19 protein-coding genes are annotated in these 18,100 nt (G+C 31.6%); 16 read left to right on the top strand and 3 right to left on the bottom strand.

All coding sequences use genetic code 11. The annotated features are described in order from the left end of the window. Nucleotides 1-280: 280 nt before the first annotated feature. The 7 genes from AC1RPR_RS03425 (at nucleotide 281) to AC1RPR_RS03395 (ending at nucleotide 9,177) form a co-directional block, all read left to right on the top strand. Nucleotides 281-991: a Crp/Fnr family transcriptional regulator gene (locus AC1RPR_RS03425; protein WP_481761181.1), complete on the top strand. Its 711-nt coding sequence runs from the start codon at nucleotides 281-283 to the stop codon at nucleotides 989-991. Nucleotides 992-1,061: 70 nt separating this feature from the next. Then, nucleotides 1,062-1,529, top strand: coding sequence for an arginine repressor (locus AC1RPR_RS03420; RefSeq protein WP_409022715.1), 468 nt, complete (start codon nucleotides 1,062-1,064; stop codon nucleotides 1,527-1,529). A 152-nt stretch (nucleotides 1,530-1,681) separates the two neighbouring features. Next, on the top strand, nucleotides 1,682-3,802 hold the full coding sequence (locus tag AC1RPR_RS03415; RefSeq protein WP_481761182.1) for a PBP1A family penicillin-binding protein: 2,121 nt from the start codon (nucleotides 1,682-1,684) through the stop codon (nucleotides 3,800-3,802). 76 nt (nucleotides 3,803-3,878) lie between these two features. Continuing rightward, nucleotides 3,879-4,223: a YlbF/YmcA family competence regulator gene (locus tag AC1RPR_RS03410; protein ID WP_481761183.1), complete on the top strand. Its 345-nt coding sequence runs from the start codon at nucleotides 3,879-3,881 to the stop codon at nucleotides 4,221-4,223. A gap of 71 nt (nucleotides 4,224-4,294) precedes the next feature. Further along, nucleotides 4,295-5,515, top strand: a complete 1,221-nt coding sequence (locus AC1RPR_RS03405; protein WP_481761184.1) for a metallophosphoesterase family protein — start codon at nucleotides 4,295-4,297, stop codon at nucleotides 5,513-5,515. Next, complete coding sequence (locus AC1RPR_RS03400) at nucleotides 5,502-8,192, top strand: ATP-binding protein (protein WP_481761185.1); 2,691 nt, start codon at nucleotides 5,502-5,504, stop codon at nucleotides 8,190-8,192. The genes AC1RPR_RS03405 and AC1RPR_RS03400 overlap by 14 nt, the downstream gene beginning before the upstream one ends. A 10-nt stretch (nucleotides 8,193-8,202) precedes the next feature. Then, entirely contained in the window at nucleotides 8,203-9,177 is a 975-nt protein-coding gene (locus AC1RPR_RS03395) for a 3'-5' exoribonuclease YhaM family protein (protein WP_481761186.1), read from the top strand. An 86-nt stretch (nucleotides 9,178-9,263) separates the two neighbouring features. Here AC1RPR_RS03395 and AC1RPR_RS03390 read toward each other — a convergent pair whose 3' ends face one another. The 3 genes from AC1RPR_RS03390 to AC1RPR_RS03380 all read right to left on the bottom strand — a co-directional run bounded on the left by AC1RPR_RS03390 (nucleotide 9,264) and on the right by AC1RPR_RS03380 (nucleotide 11,059). Further along, complete coding sequence (locus AC1RPR_RS03390; RefSeq protein WP_481761187.1) at nucleotides 9,264-10,169, bottom strand: peptidylprolyl isomerase; 906 nt, start codon at nucleotides 10,167-10,169, stop codon at nucleotides 9,264-9,266. A gap of 135 nt (nucleotides 10,170-10,304) precedes the next feature. After that, nucleotides 10,305-10,628, bottom strand: a complete 324-nt coding sequence (locus tag AC1RPR_RS03385) for a hypothetical protein (RefSeq protein WP_481761188.1) — start codon at nucleotides 10,626-10,628, stop codon at nucleotides 10,305-10,307. After that, a complete protein-coding gene (locus AC1RPR_RS03380) occupies nucleotides 10,628-11,059 on the bottom strand; it encodes an HIT family protein (RefSeq protein WP_481761189.1) in 432 nt (143 codons plus the stop codon). Before AC1RPR_RS03380 ends, AC1RPR_RS03385 begins: the two co-directional genes overlap by 1 nt. A 114-nt stretch (nucleotides 11,060-11,173) precedes the next feature. Here AC1RPR_RS03380 and AC1RPR_RS03375 point away from each other — a divergent pair, with 114 nt between their 5' ends. From AC1RPR_RS03375 to AC1RPR_RS03335, 9 genes are all read left to right on the top strand, one after another. Next, the gene (locus AC1RPR_RS03375; RefSeq protein WP_481761190.1) at nucleotides 11,174-11,911 is read left to right on the top strand and encodes an ABC transporter ATP-binding protein; all 738 of its coding nucleotides are present in this window, start codon (nucleotides 11,174-11,176) and stop codon (nucleotides 11,909-11,911) included. Then, complete coding sequence (locus AC1RPR_RS03370; protein WP_481761191.1) at nucleotides 11,908-13,125, top strand: ABC transporter permease; 1,218 nt, start codon at nucleotides 11,908-11,910, stop codon at nucleotides 13,123-13,125. The genes AC1RPR_RS03375 and AC1RPR_RS03370 overlap by 4 nt, the downstream gene beginning before the upstream one ends. A gap of 65 nt (nucleotides 13,126-13,190) precedes the next feature. Next, entirely contained in the window at nucleotides 13,191-13,979 is a 789-nt protein-coding gene (locus AC1RPR_RS03365) for a phosphotransferase (RefSeq protein ID WP_481761192.1), read from the top strand. Between the two features lie 74 nt (nucleotides 13,980-14,053). Further along, nucleotides 14,054-14,713, top strand: coding sequence for a tRNA (guanosine(46)-N7)-methyltransferase TrmB (gene trmB / locus AC1RPR_RS03360; protein WP_409022703.1), 660 nt, complete (start codon nucleotides 14,054-14,056; stop codon nucleotides 14,711-14,713). Nucleotides 14,714-14,878: 165 nt separating this feature from the next. Next, a complete protein-coding gene (pepA, locus tag AC1RPR_RS03355) occupies nucleotides 14,879-15,958 on the top strand; it encodes a glutamyl aminopeptidase (RefSeq protein ID WP_409022702.1) in 1,080 nt (359 codons plus the stop codon). A 5-nt stretch (nucleotides 15,959-15,963) separates the two neighbouring features. After that, nucleotides 15,964-16,284 (top strand): thioredoxin family protein, encoded by a 321-nt coding sequence (locus AC1RPR_RS03350; RefSeq protein ID WP_409022701.1) that lies wholly within the window; start codon nucleotides 15,964-15,966, stop codon nucleotides 16,282-16,284. Nucleotides 16,285-16,302: 18 nt separating this feature from the next. After that, nucleotides 16,303-16,761, top strand: coding sequence for a universal stress protein (locus AC1RPR_RS03345; protein WP_481761193.1), 459 nt, complete (start codon nucleotides 16,303-16,305; stop codon nucleotides 16,759-16,761). A gap of 2 nt (nucleotides 16,762-16,763) precedes the next feature. Further along, nucleotides 16,764-17,402 carry a YtpR family tRNA-binding protein gene (ytpR, locus tag AC1RPR_RS03340; RefSeq protein WP_481761194.1) on the top strand — a complete coding sequence of 213 codons (639 nt, stop codon included), beginning with the start codon at nucleotides 16,764-16,766 and terminating at the stop codon, nucleotides 17,400-17,402. Between the two features lie 65 nt (nucleotides 17,403-17,467). Beyond that, the coding region (locus AC1RPR_RS03335; RefSeq protein WP_481761195.1) for a hypothetical protein at nucleotides 17,468-18,100 on the top strand (633 nt) is incomplete at its 3' end.

Below are 18,100 nucleotides of genomic sequence, written 5' to 3'. Positions count from 1 at the left end.
AAAAAAGTTGACTTAATTGTTAACTTTTTTATTTTATCTAAATATTGTTAGATGTACTTTTTAACGATGATTGTGCGTTTGAACACAAAATGGATGTGCGAATACGACCAGTTTATTTTTATCATTTTGGTACTGTTAGATTAATGATTTAGAGCTATCAGTGAATCAAAAAAATAAACCAGGGTCTCCAAAATCCGAAAAAATAAATCGACATTCTATATTTAATCTGATAGTGTTGATAGTTATATATCATAAATATAGGTATTAAGGGAGTAAAGGGATGATTACAGAAAAAGAAAGACAAAGGTATCGATCAGAATTTTCTGACCATGAGTTGTTTGGTTGTTTAAGTGAGGATGAACAAGGAGCTTGTTTTGAACAAATTACATTTAAAAGATTTCTAAAAGGAAATACTATTTTTGATATGAATGATAAACGTGATTTTATTTATGTTGTCTTGGATGGATTAGTTAAAATTGAACGTGGTGATCGAGCTGGTATTTTTCAAAATTATATGTATGTTACATCGAAACAAATATTTCCAATTGGTGGAATGTTACAGAGTGAATATTATACTGTTTCAAGTCGTGCTGCTACACTAGCGACGGTCGCTAAGATTCCTGTTGAACTTATTGAGAATTTAATCAAAACACATTATGAAGTTTCTGCGTACTTATTTGGGCAAATTGATAATATTTTAAATTGTTCAGAAGTGTTAAGGTTAAGAACCGTATGTAGTAATACAACAACCCGGATAACACAAGTGTTACAGTATTTAAGTGAGAATCTAGCCGATAAACATGGTGAGAATAGTCTGCGAATCCCATATGTGATTACACATGAAGATATTGCGACGATTAGTGGAACGCGGCGTGAAACCGTTGGACGAGTTATTCAGAAATTAGTGTTAGATGGTTATATTATTAGAGATTCAGGTATGCTTATATTTGAATCAAAATTCAATAAAATGAATAAAATCGTCCTAAATTAAGCGTATTATTTCAGTATTCATATTTCTTTTGCTATACTAAGAATAAATACTCATTCAAAGAGGGATTCTTATGAAGAAAGAGATACGTCAAGCTAAAATTGAACAGTTAATTAATAAAAAAGTAATTGCAACGCAGGATGATTTGATTTCAGAATTGGAACATGTGAATATTAAGGCGACTCAAGCGACTATTTCTAGAGATATTCGTGAAATGAAAATTGTTAAAGCTCAAGATGAACAAGGTGATTTGAGATACGCAATTTTTAAGTCAGGTAATTTAAGTGAAGAAGTTCATTTATTTGAAATTATTTTTGAAGTCGTTACTAATATTACTAAAATCCAATTTATGAATGTTGTTAAAACGATTCCAAGTAACGGTAATTTACTGGCAGCAATTATCGATGATTTTGGCTTCCCGGATATTGTTGGAACTGTTGCGGGACATGATACAATTATGATTATTAGTTCAGATGAGCAGGCCGCACAACGTGTCTATGATATTTTTACTGAACACGCAAATCCAGATAATTTAATTTAAAATACTGTGAGACTAAGGAGTAGATAACATCTACATTTCTTAGTCTTTTTTTAAATATTTAAAAATATCATAATAAAAAGGCTAATTTACTTTTTATAATATTGCTATGGTAAAATAATAAATGATATTAAGATTAAATATGGGGACAACTAATGAAAAATGAAAATAAAAGAACTAAAAATGAAAATTGGTTTGTAATACATCTAATTCAATTTAAAAATTGGTTTCGACAGGGATGGAAATTTGTGCATGGTTGGAAATGGTTGACTATTTTTATTTTAGCAATTATTTTAGGTTCGAGTGCGTATTTAACTTATGTAGCCAAAACAACAAATGTTAGTGGGTTAAAAGCTGCTTTACAACAATCAACTGAGGTTTTTGATAAAGATGGCGATAAAGCAGGATCGTTATACTCTCAAAAGGGTACTTACGTTTCATTAAATAAGATTTCACCCAATATTCAAAATGCTGTACTGTCATCAGAAGATCGTAATTTTTATCATGAATATGGATTTTCAATCAAAGGGATGGCACGTTCTGTGGTTTCATTGGTTAAAAATCGATTAACTGGAAGTAGTGCAATTAGTGGTGGCGGAAGTACTATAACGCAACAACTTGTTAAAAATGCATTCTTGTCACAGGAGCAAACTTATAGTCGTAAGGCTAAAGAAATATTTATTTCAATTGAAACGGAAAAAGTATATTCAAAAAAAGACATTCTAACGATGTACTTAAATAATGCATATTTTGGTAATGGCGTTTGGGGTGTTCAAGATGCCTCTAAAAAATATTTTGGAAAAAGTGCTTCAGATTTAACTGTTAGTGAGGCTGCAGTTATTGCGGGTATGTTAACATCGCCAGGGGCATATAATCCGATAGATCATCCTGTTGCAGCTAAACAAAGGCGTAATGTTGTTCTGAATGTTATGTATGAAAATAAAAAAATCTCTAGTGCAGAATTATCAAGTGCTAAGCAGACGGGTATTACATTAAATGATACGTACGATTATCAATCAGGTTATAAATATCCTTATTATTTTGATGCCGTTATTAGTGAAGCAATTAAAAATTATGGGTTAACTGAATCAGATATTATGAATCGTGGTTATAAAATTTATACGGCGATGGATCAGACCCATCAAGAAGCTATGCAAACATCATTTGATAACTCTACCTTGTTCCCTTTGGATGCTGATGATGGGACAAAAGCTCAGGGTGGATCAATTGCTATTAATTCAACGAATGGTGGTGTGACAGCAGTTGTTGGTGGACGAGGTAAACACGTTTTTAGGGGATATAATCGAGCGACTCAGATTAACCGCCAACCGGGGTCAACACTAAAACCAATTGCCGTATATATGCCTGCTTTAGAAGATGGCTATTTTTATGATTCTGAATTAAAAGATAAAAAACAATCATATGGATCAAATAATTATTCACCAAATAATTACGACAATCAATATGCAGGTAAAATACCAATGTATAAGGCATTGGCACTTAGTAAAAATGCGCCAGCTGTGTGGTTGTTAAATAAAATTGGTGTTGATAAAGGATACGATGCTGTTAAAAAATTTGGTATACCGGTTAAAAGTTCGGACAAAAACTTAGATTTAGCTTTGGGTGGTTTAACTACTGGTGTCTCACCCTACGAAATGGCTAGTGCATATACTGCGTTTGCTAATGGTGGTATTCAAAAAAAGGCTCATTTTATTACTAAAATTGTTGATGCTTCTGGTAAAACGATTGTTAATAATTCAGACAATAGTGAAACTAAAGTTATGAGTAGTAAGGTAGCTAAATCGATGACAAGTATGATGATGGGTGTCTTTGAAACTGGAGGAACTGGCGAACTTGCTGTCCCAGCTGGATATACAGTTGCTGGTAAAACGGGAAGTACAGAGGCTAAAAAAGGTTCTACAGATGGGACGAAAGATCAGTGGGTTATTGGATATACACCAGACATTACTGTCGCAACATGGGTTGGTTTTGATCAAACTGATGATACTCATTACCTAAGAAATTCAAGTGGGGATATCGTTGATTCCTTATTTAAAAGCGAAATGTCAGGTATATTACCTAATACTGCTCAGACAAGCTTCTCAACGAAATCTGCTACTACTTTAGCAAATAATACCGGTTCAAATGATAGTGGAGATGGTATTTTAGAATCAGTAGAAAAGCAAACAGATGAAATAAAAAATAAATTATCTGATTCTGCTAAAAAAGCCCAAAAATGGCTCAGTGATAGTATTAATGGGATGTTTGGAAATTAGAACAAATCAATGCAAATTATGGATAAAAATGATACACTAATTAAGTTAATATAAATTATTATTGGAGGAATCAGAAATGGTTGTTAATATTTATGATACAGCGAACCAAATGAGTCAAGATCTTAGTCAAACGGAAGAATATAAGGCTTTGAAATCAGCTTATACAAAAATGCAAGAAGATGAAATTGCATATAAATTATTTAAAGAATTTCAAACAATTCAAATGTCTTTGCAACAAAAACAAATGAATGGTGAAGAAATGACAGACGAAGAACTTGAAAATGCTCATAATCTTTCAGAAAAAATCGGTGATTTTGATACAATCAAAGATTTAATGGTTAAAGAACAAGTTTTAAGTGAAATTATGAATGAAGTTAATTCAATTATCACAAAACCAATACAAGATTTATATCATAATTAATTCGAATAAAAATCCTGGAAGCAAAGCAATTATGTTTTGTACCAGGTTTTTTTTTATAAAGGAGTGGGAAGATGAAATTTATTCATGCAGCTGATTTACATTTAGATAGTCCTTTTGGAGGATTAAAAAATGTACCAAGTCAGTTAATGGATTCGATTTATCAGTCAACATTTAAAGCTTTGAGTAATCTCGTAGATACGGCTATTGAAGAATCAGTAGACTTTGTTTGTTTAGTTGGGGATTTATATGATTCATCTGAGATGAGTATTATGGCACAAACAACGTTAATTAGTCAGTGTGAACGACTGCAAAAGGCCGGAATAAATGTTTATTTGAGTTTTGGTAACCATGATTTTTCTGATAATGCTCAAGATCATTTAACTTTTCCATCAAATGTAACTTTATTTACAAGTGAAGTTGAAACAGTGACGCACATTTTAAAAAATGGCGATGAAGTTCGATTAACTGGGTTTAGTTATGCACATAGATGGGAACCATCAAAAATCGTTGATTATCCTGTTCGTGGTGATGAGAAATGGCATATTGGGCTTATCCATGGGGCAAATGAGGGTATAAATTCAATATCAGATGAAAGTTATGCACCATTTACTGTTAAAGAATTATTACAGAAAAATTATGATTATTGGGGATTGGGTCATATTCATGTAAGACAGATTTTGAATGAACAACCCCCAGTTATCTATCCTGGAAATACACAAGGTCGGCACCGTAAAGAATCAGGCGATAAAGGGTTTTATCTAGTGAATAGTGATGGAAATAAGTTGGTTCCCAAATTTATAACGTCATCTACAATTGATTGGGAAACAGTTAATATTTCAATGGCAAAAATTGATTCACTATCAGATGCTATTGATAAGATTGACGCTGAATGCCAACTTTTTTCTAAAGATAAATCATATTTAATAGTGATACAAATCACAGATTTAGATAATTTTAGTGATAGCCTAGTAAATCGCATTCAAAATGGTGATTTATTAACTGCTTGGATTCAAAAACATATGCCAGATAATTACTATTGGATTGTTAAAATTAAAACGGTGATTAATAAAAAGGTAGCTTTTGAATCAATTGATCAACAATACTGGGAAGAAAGCGCAAAACGTGTTTTTACTGATGATGGAATGACTGAACTCGCTGATAAATTATTACAAATTCCGGAACTTAATACGTACTTATTAGAAACGGGACATTTAGTAGAATTACAAGAAAATTCAAAAACATTGCTTCATGAAAATCAAGCGATAGAGGGTCATATAGATGAAAATAACTAAAGTTAAAATTTACGGATTTGGGAAGTGGCATGATAAAACGTTTGATTTTAATCAAACGAATCAGGTTATTTTTGGTCTGAATGAAGCAGGTAAATCGACGTTAACAGCATTCGTATTGAGTATGTTATTTGGATTTGCAAATGCGAAAAAGAAGTACCAACAATATCTGCCTAAAGACTCATCCACATATGGTGGAGAGTTGGAATTATTAATTGGTAACGATGCTTATCGACTAACTCGTACACAAGGTAAATCTGGTGGCAAGGTATCTATTGTTAAAAGTGATGATGGGATGAAAGTAGCTAGTAGTAAGCTGCATGAATGGCTAAATCCAGTCGATGAAAATTTATACAATCAAGTATTTTCATTTAATCAGCAGGCGTTAAACCAAGTATTTAATTTAACGAATGAAGATTTAAATGAGTATCTAACGACGATGGGAGCAGTTGGTAGTCAAGAATGGTTAGAATTAACTAAAAAAATTCAAAAAGATGCCGATCACGTCTATAAGCCAGCAGGTCGTGTAACTGAGTTAAATAAGGAAATTGCGTTATACAATGATTTAGTTAATAAAATAAATATTGCCAAACAGAAATTTCCGGAATATGTTGAGACACAAAAAAAGTTAGATCAAAATAGGGAACAAATTAAAGGGCTACAAACAACACAATATAATCTAACCAAAGATTACCAACGCTACGAACAATTAAAGCAAAATTGGTCAATATATGAACAATCTAATGAGTTGACGGATAAGCTAAAACAAACTGATGAAGATGCTATGATTTCTGTTGATAATTATCAAAAAATACAAAATTTACTAGAGAAACAAAAGATAAATAATGAAAGGTTAAAATCGATTAATCAGAGTGTAGTTGATGAAAAAGAAAATTTAGCAGCATTAAATTTAATAAATTTTTATGAAAACAATAAAGTTGATTTTGATATATTATTTGAACAATTAGCTGATAATCAACAATATTTAGATAAAGTTGTATTAGAACAGACGAGTTTAAACCAACTATTAACAGAACAAGAACGGTTAATGATGCAATATCAAAATATCAACGGAAAAGTTCCAATAGCGTTTGATCCTGATGATTTTAAAAATATTGTCACATTAATTAAATCTGAAGAGAGCAATAAACGAATACTTCAAGAAATTGAACAAAAGCAATTGACGAAAAAACAAGATATTTTAGATTTAAATCAATCAATTGATCAAAAAAATCAAGTACAAAAAAGTAAATGGTCTACACAACAAAGTATCTTAGTAGGGGTAAGTGTTATACTATTTGTACTAAGTATGATCTTACCAATGCCGTTTAAAATAATGGGATTGATACTAGATATTATGATAGTTGTATATACCATAATTGTATTTAAGCAGTCTAATTCTAAGGATAAATCAAGTAGTGATGCTCTGATGCAAATACAAAATAAAAGACAAATGATTACTGCAGAAATTGATGAAAATCAATTGAAGATAGGTGAACTGGACGAACAATTGAGACAAACTGATACTGAATTAACGGATTATCAAATTCAATACGTTTTAGATGATTTTCCAAAGAATCAGTGGTTCTCAATTCAAAATGACTTAAGTCGAATACAGTCTATAACAGATCAAATTAGTCAAAAATCAGCAGAAATTAAAACGTTAACTGACAAGATAAAAAATTATTTGAATCAGACAGATTTTGCTGATAGTTTTCTAGCACTAAATAAAAGTGATATGGCAGATAGTTTAGCTAGAATTAGAGGCTTTAATGATAAATTACAACCTTTAATTGCTGAATCACAATCAATAAAAAATAAAATGGGCTATTTAAATGAACAACAAAAGCATGAAGATAATGTGACTGCTGATATTTCTAATCAAATTAATGAAATATTAACGCAATATCATTTAACGTCAATTGAGCAATTTGAAAAAAATTACGATTTACAAAAGCAATTTGTTCAAGACAAATCTAAATTGGATACAATTAATGAGCAGCTTCCTGTGGAGGTTAGAAAAAATCTTGCTAGATTTGAAACGAAAGAAAGTTTAGATGAACAATTAGATGAGCTTACAGAACAATTGAAACAATTGCAAAATAGTATAATGAACATTAATCAGGAGATTATTGATCAACAGACGTTATTACGGACTTTGAAGGCAGAAGGGAATTATACAGAACTTCGACAAGAGTTGGCTGAAAAAGTTACAATTTTAAGTGAATTAGCTGATAAATGGTTAACTCAAAAGTTAACTATTAATTGGATTAACGAGGCATTAAAAGACTCTTCTGGGGTTAGAATGCCACAAATGTTGCAATTAGCAAATCATTATTTTGAACTATTAACATTAGGCCATTTTACACAAATAAATAATATATCAGGATTATTAACCGTCGTTTCTTCTGATATGGTATCATTTGAAGTGGGAGAATTGTCACAAGGAACAGCAGAGCAGCTATATATCGCACTTAGATTTGCTTTAATCATGACAATTAATAAATCAATCGAATTACCATTAATTATTGATGATGGGTTTGTTAATTTTGATAAAAACAGAAAAAATGCCGTTTTAAAACTAATACGAGAAATAAGTAAAAAAGTTCAAATTATTTATTTAACGGCAGATGATTCAGGATTAACTGGATTTGATAACGATAAAATAATTAAGTTATAGGAGGATGGACATGGCACAAGAGAAAAAAATATTTGAATATAAAGTTGACGAAAACGTAGCATTATTTGTTTTAATTAAGAGTGCAGAAGTTAGAAATACAAAGAATAATAAGCAATTTATTGCATTTAATTTTGAAGATAGTTCAGGCCAAATTAGCGCTAAGCTTTGGGATGCAACGCCAGAGGCAATTGAACAATTTCAAACGGGTAAAGTTGCCTTTATAAAAGGAAAACGTGAAGTTTACCAAAATAATCCACAGATGAAAATCTATCATATTAGATTGACTGAAGAGGGTGAACCTAATGATCCGAGTCAATTTGTCGTTAGTGCACCAATGAAAAAAGATGAGATGGAAGAAGAATTTAATAAAGCTATTTTTGAAATTACAAACCCAAATTGGAATCGAATTGTAAGATATCTCATTGCCGAAAAACATGATGATTTTTTCAGTTATCCCGCTGCAAAGAAAAATCATCACGCATTTTCTGGTGGGTTAGCCTACCATACACTTTCAATGTTGCGATTAGCTAAATCAATTGTTGCCGAATATGGTGATGTGATTAATGCACCATTACTTTACGCAGGTGTGATTTTACATGATTTAGGAAAAACAATCGAATTATCAGGTTCTGTGGCAACAACTTATACATTAGCTGGAAATTTAATTGGGCATATTGTATTAATTGATGAAGAAATTGTTAAAGCAGCAGGTGAATTAAAAATTGATCTTCAGACAGAAGACATGATTTTATTACGTCACGTTGTTCTTGCGCATCATGGGTTACTAGAGTATGGTTCACCAGTGCAACCTCATTTAATTGAAGCAGATGTTTTACATCAAATTGATAATATTGATGCATCAATTCAAATGTTGAAAGGGTCATTGGCTCATACAGAAGAGGGCGAATTTTCTGAACGTATATTTGGTATGGATGGTCGAAATTTCTATAAACCACATGCTGACAGTAATGTAACAAATAATTAAATTGAAAAATATCTCAATGGATAAATTCCATTGAGATATTTTTTTCGAAAAAAAAACACCAGATATAATCTGATGTTTTGATGTATTTATTTTGAAGATGAAGAAGATGATGATAAGTAGCTTGAAAGAACATCTTTCAAGTCATCATCTTTGATTGATACGTTACCTTTTTTAAGAACTTTACCAACAATTTTTTGTAATTTAGTTGAGTCAGCCATAGTTTCAGTAACAATTTGTTCTTTTAAGTCAGAAATGTGATCGGCTTTTTTACCTTTACCAGCATTTTTAACACTCAAGATTACATCATAACCTGCTGTTGTTTTAACAGGTGTAGTTGTATATTTACCTTGTTTTAAATCAAATGCAGCTTTTTTAAATTCTGCTGTTAGTGTTGTATCTGTATTGTTAAATGCAGCTAAAGTACCACCAGTACTTGCAGAAGTTGTATCTGTTGATTTTGATTTAGCTAATGCAGTAAATTTGTCAGTTAACTTTTTAGCAGTCTTTTGTTCATCAAGTTGTTTGATGATTTTTTCTGCATCTGATTTTGAAGCAACTTGAATACGTTGAACTGTAATAGTTGGTTGGTATTCTTCCCATTGCTTATCTACAGCTGTAGAACTTAAATCACTGTAATGTTTAACAGCAGCTTTTAAAAGTAAGTTAGAACGTAATTCTGCTTTAAAACTAGTCTTTGTCATACTGTTTTGTGATAAGACAGATGAGAAACTTGAACCATATTTAGCTTTATAAGTATCGTATTGTTTTGTGACTTCTTTATCAGAAACATCATCACCATATTGTTTTTCCAATACTTTGTTCAAAATCATTTGTTGTAAAATTGATGTACCACTTGAAGTTTTCTTCAAACTATCGTAGTAAGCACTTTCTGTAACCTTACCACCTGAAGTAGTTGCAACTGTTGAGCTCCCACAACCCGCTAATGTAAATGTTAATAGTACGCCGGCTAAAGCAACAAGCCATTTTTTCATAACCTAACACATCCTATTTCTTAAATTTTTTGTCTTCTCAATGAAAGACTAATACGTTTAATATAACATAATTATCATATAATGAAAGTAAATGACCGAAAATTCACAAAAAAATCAAACTTTTAAAAGCCTAATTCATTGATACTTTTCTAATTTTTTATTAATTTTATTGATATTTGGCTCGATCTCATAAGTAAACTTTTCTATACGATTGCTAATGGAATCGACGATGGGTAATGTTTCTTCGATAATCGTATTCAGATGATCTGTAGCATACTGCAATTTTTTTGATGAATTAGTTACGCGATTGATATCATTTTGATAGTCAGAAAAATCTGCTTTTAACTGAACTTTTTTATCTGCAACAAAAGTAATAAGTTCATCTCTATGGTTATAGGCATAGTATGCTGACCCACCAATAATTGATAACAAACTAATTCGTTTAAGTGTTTTTGACATTATTTTTCTCCAATCTTATTCTTGATTGACATCATAATTGATTCAAGTTGCTCGGATGTGTACTTCTTGGAATTATCCTTGAATGACATTTTAAAAGTATCTTTTGTTGAGTATCTAGGAATTAAATGAAAATGTGAGTGAAAAACAGATTGGTAAGCTAGTTCACCGTTATTATTGACGATATTCATCCCTTGAATATCTGGATTGCTTACTTTAATTGCGGAAGCAATCATTGGAATTTTAGAAAAAACTTTACTAGCGAGTGCTTGGTCATATTCAAAAATATTAGCAACATGTTTTTTTGGAATAACAAGTGTATGGCCTGGGGTTGTTTGTGAGATATCAAGAAATGCTTTAATGTCTTCATCTTCGTATACGGTGAAACTAGGAATATCATTGGCAATTATTTTACAAAAAATACAGTCAGTCATATGTTTGCCTTCTTTCAAAGTTAGTTAATACTTTTATTATACATCATGAATGATAATTCACCATAATATGATATAATTAAAGGCATAAATAAATTGTAAATGGGGAATTAGAAAATGACATTAGAAGTTAAAAATTTAGTGGGTGGTTACTCTCAAATACCAGTTTTAAAAGATATTTCTTTTGAAGTTAAACCTGGAAATGTCGTTGGCTTAATTGGTTTAAATGGTGCAGGTAAATCGACTACAATCAATCATATAATTGGGTTATTAACCCCGCAAAAAGGAACTATTAAATTAAATGGCGTAACCTTAAGGGAAGATAGCCAGGCTTATAAATCACATTTAGCATATATTCCTGAAACGCCTATTCTTTATGAAGAATTAACATTAAAAGAACACATTGAACTCTCAATGATGGCTTATGGATTGAATGAAACTAAGGCATGGAAAAAAGCTAATGAATTACTTAAAATATTTAGACTTGATAACAAGTTAGAATGGTTTCCCGCTAACTTTTCAAAAGGGATGAAACAAAAAGTTATGATTGTCTGTGCTTTTTTAACAGAATCTGATTTTTATGTTATTGATGAGCCATTTCTCGGGCTAGACCCCTTAGCAATTAACGATTTATTAGAGTTAATTGTTGCTGAAAAGAAGCGTGGCGCAAGTGTCTTAATGTCAACTCACGTTTTAGCCACAGCTGAAAAGTATTGCGATTGGTTCATTTTACTGAATAAAGGTGAAATTAAAACACAAGGAACAATGGTTGAATTAAGACAAGCCTATAAGAATCCAGATGCTTCCTTAGATGAAATTTATCTTGGTTTAACTAAGGAAGAGGTAACAAAATGAAAGACTTATGGACAACACGTTTAAAAAGTCATCAGTTATTATTATTAAAATATTTACGATATGTTTTGAATGATCATTTTGTTGTTGCAATTATGTTTTTTGTTGGTGGACTTGGTTTGGCTTATTCAAATGGGCTAAAGGTGATGCCTGTTAATTTAGTTTGGTATCGGCCTGCATTAGTGATTGGATTACTGGTGATTTTACAAATCGGCCGTTTAAGTACGTTATTAAAAGAAGCGGATATTGTTTTTCTTTTACCACAGGAACATGCATTAATTAGTTATTTAAAAAAGGCAAAACGCTATTCAACAGTTATGGCCAGCTTAATGCAAGTTGGATTTATTGTGTTACTTATCCCAGTTATGATGATTGGAATGAAAATCTCAGTAATCAATATTATTTTCTTGATTTTAACGCAACTATGCTTGAAAAATAATTGGTTAGTCATTTCATTACTTGAAAAATATCAAAATAACCGGTTTAGTTGGGGAAGTATCAAATTAGTTAATATTTTATTGCCTATTTTGATTTATATCCTTGGATTATATGGTACGTTTATTCTGAGTTTTATCGTTGCTATTTTAAGTAGCTTTGTTTTAAATCAGCTAGCTGCAAAAGGATTTAAGGAAATCTTTGATTGGAAAAAAGCAATCAGTTTTGAAGAAAATAGAATGTTAGGGATTTACCGTTTCTTTAATTTATTTACTGATGTACCAATGGTTAGAGGGAATGTTAAGAGAAGAGTGTACCTTGATTTCATTTTAAATCATATTAAAAAAGATGACGCAAATGTTTATACATTTTTATATGCAAGGGGATTTATTCGCGGAACTGAATTTAGTGGCTTATTTATTAGATTAACTCTAATTGGAGCGCTAATTATTGCATTTATTTCAAATGGTTGGCTAGCACTCGCATTTTTAATCTTATTTATTTATCTGATTGGTTTTCAATTGTTACCTTTTGCAAAACATTACGATAATATTATTTTTACTAGACTATATCCAAAAGGAAAAGAGTATCAAATTAAGAATTTCAAAAAGTTTACATTAACAATTATAAGTGTAAGTGCAGTACTTTTTAATATCGCAATCTATATTGGTACAGGACAATTTTTAATGATGGGTTATGGTGTTTTGGTGAGTTTAGTGGAAATAATGCTGTTTACTAATGTTTACTTAGTTACCAGAGTTAAAAAAATCCTTGACGTATAATAGGGATGTTTGTAAGATGAAACTATAGCATCAGAGCTTAGTCGGGAAAAAGAGGTAATAATAGTATGGATTTTAATTTAGATCCCGGTTGGCAATTGTTACCAATTGGTGGAGATACAGGCACTGCATACATGGGTACACGTGCACAAGAAAAGGTGTTTTTGAAACAAAATATGTCACCTTTTTTAGCTGCGCTCTCAGTTGCTGGTATTACACCAAAATTAATTTGGACTAAGCGAATCTCAAGTGGGGATACAATAACTGCACAAGAGTGGCTAAATGGACGAAACCTTCATTCTGATGAAATGGATCAAAAAATGGTTCCTGAATTATTATCTAAAATTCATCGCTCAAAGCAATTAAAAAATATGTTGAGACAGGTTGGTGGAGAAGTTATCACACCTAGTGGCTTATTAGCTAATTATTTTGACGATTTGAGTGATGATTTAAAGCAGCACCCCTTGCTATCAAAAATGTTTCAGCAATTAAATGAACATCAACCTGAACTATCAACGGATAAGTATACAGTTTGTCATGGTGATTTGAATCATCGAAATTGGTTACAGTCTGATACTAATCAATTATATTTAGTTGATTGGGAGTCAGCAAAAATTGCTGATCCTGCTATGGATTTGAGCTTAGTTATGTCTGAATACATTCCAGATACACAATGGAGTAGTTGGCTGAGTGGTTATCATGAGTCATTGGAGAATAACGATTTATTAAACAGAATAAACTGGTACATTATAATAGCAAAATTACAACGAATAAAAAAAGCACATCAATTAAGTCGATTTCATGAAATGAATCAGGCAATAATAGAATTACAAAAATATAATATAAAAATGGATTAAAAAGTAAGTGGGGCTAAAACGATTAATACGTTCTAGCCCCACTTACTTTATCAAATGAAATGAGGATATATAAGTTGAGATTAAGAAATAAAGCATGGGCTGAACCGTTAATTGCAGAACATCCGGAACTACTTGTAACATCACCTAATCAGTTTAAGGGTAAATGGCAATCAAGATTTGAGAAAAAACAACCACTTTTTATTGAAATAGGTATGGGTAAGGGTGGATTTATTATGGGAATGGCTAGAAAATTTCCGGAATATAATTTTATCGGAATTGAATTGCAAACGACAATTGCAGCAATTACGTTGAAGAAACAAGTTGAAGCACAAATTCCAAATTTACAATTAATTTTAGGTAACGGTGATTCGGTAACTGAATTTTTTGATGATAATGAAGTTGATGGCATTTATTTGAATTTTTCAGATCCTTGGCCTAAAACAAGACAAGCCAAACGTCGACTTACTCATGGCAGTTTCTTAAAAGGCTATGAAAAAGTTATGAAAAATGATGGTCATCTTGAATTTAAGACAGATAATCGTGGCTTGTTTGAATACTCATTAGTTAGTTTAAATGAGTATGGAATGGGTTATGATCAAGTTTGGCTTGATTTACATGCAAGCGTTGAAGCTGAAGATAATGTCATGACTGAATATGAAGAAAAATTTAGTAAAAAGGGACAGCCTATCTATAAGTTAGAAGCACATTTTAATACGTCTAAAAATCTGGAATAAAAATTCCAGATTTTTTTTGTAAAAACGCCGTTACATAGTAACTAAGCTACATTCATGGATTCTTTTATGGTACTATTATATAATATAAAGTAAGAAATATTAAGCTAAGTGAGTAGACAAAATTGGGACTAATTCGTCCAATAAAATGAAAAGGGGCTCTCTAATATGAATGATAAAACGTTTAATTTAGTTAAAACAATGACTGAACTTCAGGCAACAAGTGGATTTGAAAATAACGTACGTGATGTAATGCGCGAAAAAATGACACCAAATGTTGATGAGGTTGTTCAGGATGGTTTGGGTGGGATTTTTGGTATCCGTAAAAATGCAGATATAAATGCACCTAAAATTATGACCGCTGCTCATATGGACGAAGTTGGATTCATGCTTGCCGCAATTAATGACAATGGGTTATTTTCAGTTCGCCCACTTGGTGGATGGAATCCATTTGTTGTTTCTTCACAACGATTCACACTAACAACACGATCAGGTCAAACGTACCCAATAATTTCTTCTTCAGTATCACCTCATTTATTGCGTGGTGATAATCATCAAAATGCAACACCACAAATTAATGATATTTTATTTGATGGTGGATTTGAATCTGCAAGTGAAGCAAAAGAGTTTGGTATTGCACCAGGAGATTATATTGTTCCGGATGTTGAAACAATTAAAACAGCTAATGGTAAAAATATTATTAGTAAGGCATGGGATAACCGTTACGGTTGTACTGCAGTACTGGAAACACTTGAAAAATTAAAAGACGTAACATTACCAAATACTTTATTCGCTGGTGCTAATGTTCAAGAAGAAGTTGGACTACGAGGCACGCCAGGTGCAGTAAATATGCTGAAACCTGATTTATTTTTTGCTGTCGACTGTTCAGCAGCAAATGATATTGAAACAACAAAGGGAACATTTGGACATCTTGGTGAAGGAACGTTGATCAGAATTTATGATCCAAGATTAGTAACGCTTCCTAGATTAAAAGAATTTTTATTGGATACTGCTTCGGATAACAATATTCCTTATCAGTACTTTGTTTCTCAAGGTGGTACTGATGCTGGCGCAGCTCAAACAGCAAATAATGGTATTCCAAGTTCTGTTATTGGCGTTTGTGCACGTTATATTCATACGCATCAAACAATGTTCTCAATCAGAGACTATGAAGCAGCAAAAGAATTACTTGAAAAAACAATTTTAGGATTGGACCGTTCAACTGTCGATACAATCATTAAGGGGTAGTTAGATTGGAAAAATTAAAAGTTTTAGAAAAAGATAAATTAAATGAATTATTATTGAATGGTAAATCATTGTTTTATTTTACGGCAGGTTGGTGTCCAGACTGTAACTTTATTGAACCATTAATGCCTGAAATTGAAGCAGAGTATTCCGATTTTAAATTCTATAAAGTAGATCGCGATGAACAAATTGAACTTTGCCAAGATTGGGGTATTTTTGGTATTCCGAGTTTTGTTGCATACAATAACGGTGTTGAGCTTGATCGTTATGTGAATAAAGAGCGTAAAACGAAAGAACAAATCGAATCATTTATGAACAAATTAGACTAAACCATTGGGGTGATAGTGATGTTTGAACAAGTTTATAAAAGAGTAATGGTCGGGATAGATGGAAGTGTGCAATCTGAACGTGCATTTAATCAGGCAGTTGAGAGTACTTTAAAAAACGAGGCTAGTTTAATAGTTGTACATGTTGTTGAGCGAAGTGTTGACAATACATTTTCTGAAGATGAAGATGACGTTACAACTGAAGTTAAGCGATTAAATGATACCTTAGCCGACTACAAACAAATTGCGATAGATAAGGGCGTTATTGATGTTGAAACTATTTTAGTATATGGATCTTCTAAAGTTTTATTAAGTCGTGAAATACCAGAAGAAAAACATATTGATTTAATTATGGTTGGGCAAACAGGGGCTAACGTTGTTGAAAGATTTGTGAATGGATCAACAACAGATGCAATTCTAAGAAATGCGCCATGTGACGTCTTAGTCATTAGTGATAATAAGAAGGGAACTCATAAATAAATATGTTAATAGCAAGTTATAATTTAAAGAACGTTGGCGATACATTAATGGTTGTTTTACGTGAAGAGGTAGAAAACCAAAAGTCAGAATTAAAAAATAATGTCGTTCGTATTTTCAATGAAAAATCGAATGAAACGTTGGGATTTAATTTTCTAGAAATCTCTAAAGAATCACTTGATTTAGTAGGTAACGGACAAATCTTTTTAGATGAAAAACAAGTAGAAAAATTAAATCAACTTATCGTTGCTGCTGGATTTAAGGATGTACTTGTTGTCGATGACGATCCTAAATTTGTTGTGGGATATGTAGCTGAATGTAATGAACATCCTGATTCTGATCATTTGCATATCACAAAAATTGAAGTCAATAATGGTGAGACACTAGATATCGTTTGTGGTGCACCTAATATTGAACAAGGTCAGCTTGTTGTTGTTGCTAAAGTTGGCGCAATGATGCCAACTGGGGCTATTATTTGGCCGGGTAAATTACGTGGTATTGATAGTTATGGCATGGTTTGTTCAGCTCAAGAGTTGGCTATTCCTAATGCTCCAACTGTCCATGGTATTTTAGTTTTAGATGAAAAGATGAATCATGTTGGTGATGCATTCGATTTTGAGAAGGCAGCCAAATTATTTGCATAATATAGATTTATAAAAACTAATTGCGGTTATTGCAATTAGTTTTTTACATAGTTAGGATGAAATTAATGGAGCGTTACGATGGACCTGCATTTTATAAGAAAACGTTAAAAAAAGATGTAAATAAACCACATCACAATGAGAAATTTGCGCGCAAAGAGACAAAGATAGATAGTCAAAGTGAAAAAGCACAAATTAATCGCTATTCTCGAGGTTTCAAACCAAAACAAATCCCCACATTTTTTACAAATAAAAAGCAAAATAAAAACGTAAGGTATCGGAAAATTTTAGTTCAATTAACTAAAGCAAAGGATACTTATTTACTGTTTGATGATTTTGCTGAAGAGGAAAATCAAGTATCTAATAATGATGAAAATACGTTATATTCTGTGGATAGTGTAGCTAAAAAAATAGTACCAGAAGTAGATTCAGTAATCGAAGATAATAAACAAGAAGATACTTTATTACAAAATACAAATTTAGAGCCTGATGTGTTTGATGAAAAAAATGAACAGATAAAAAAAGCAAATATAAATGTAGTTGCTAATAACAAGCACGCTTTAGCTCGAGGATTATTTGAAATATCAGTTTCTGAGAATGAGGCTCAAAATGAATTAGCCGTTTTTAAAAATAAACCTGAAGTTTTGTCACGTGAAGAACTTGCATTTGTAAGTACCAATCACCAAACTAATGAAGAAGTA

It is taken from the genome of Dellaglioa sp. CoH-57-MRSF-22, assembly GCF_056781895.1.
Note: the sequence above shows the minus strand (reverse complement) of the source record. Positions and strands in the feature narration are given on the sequence as shown.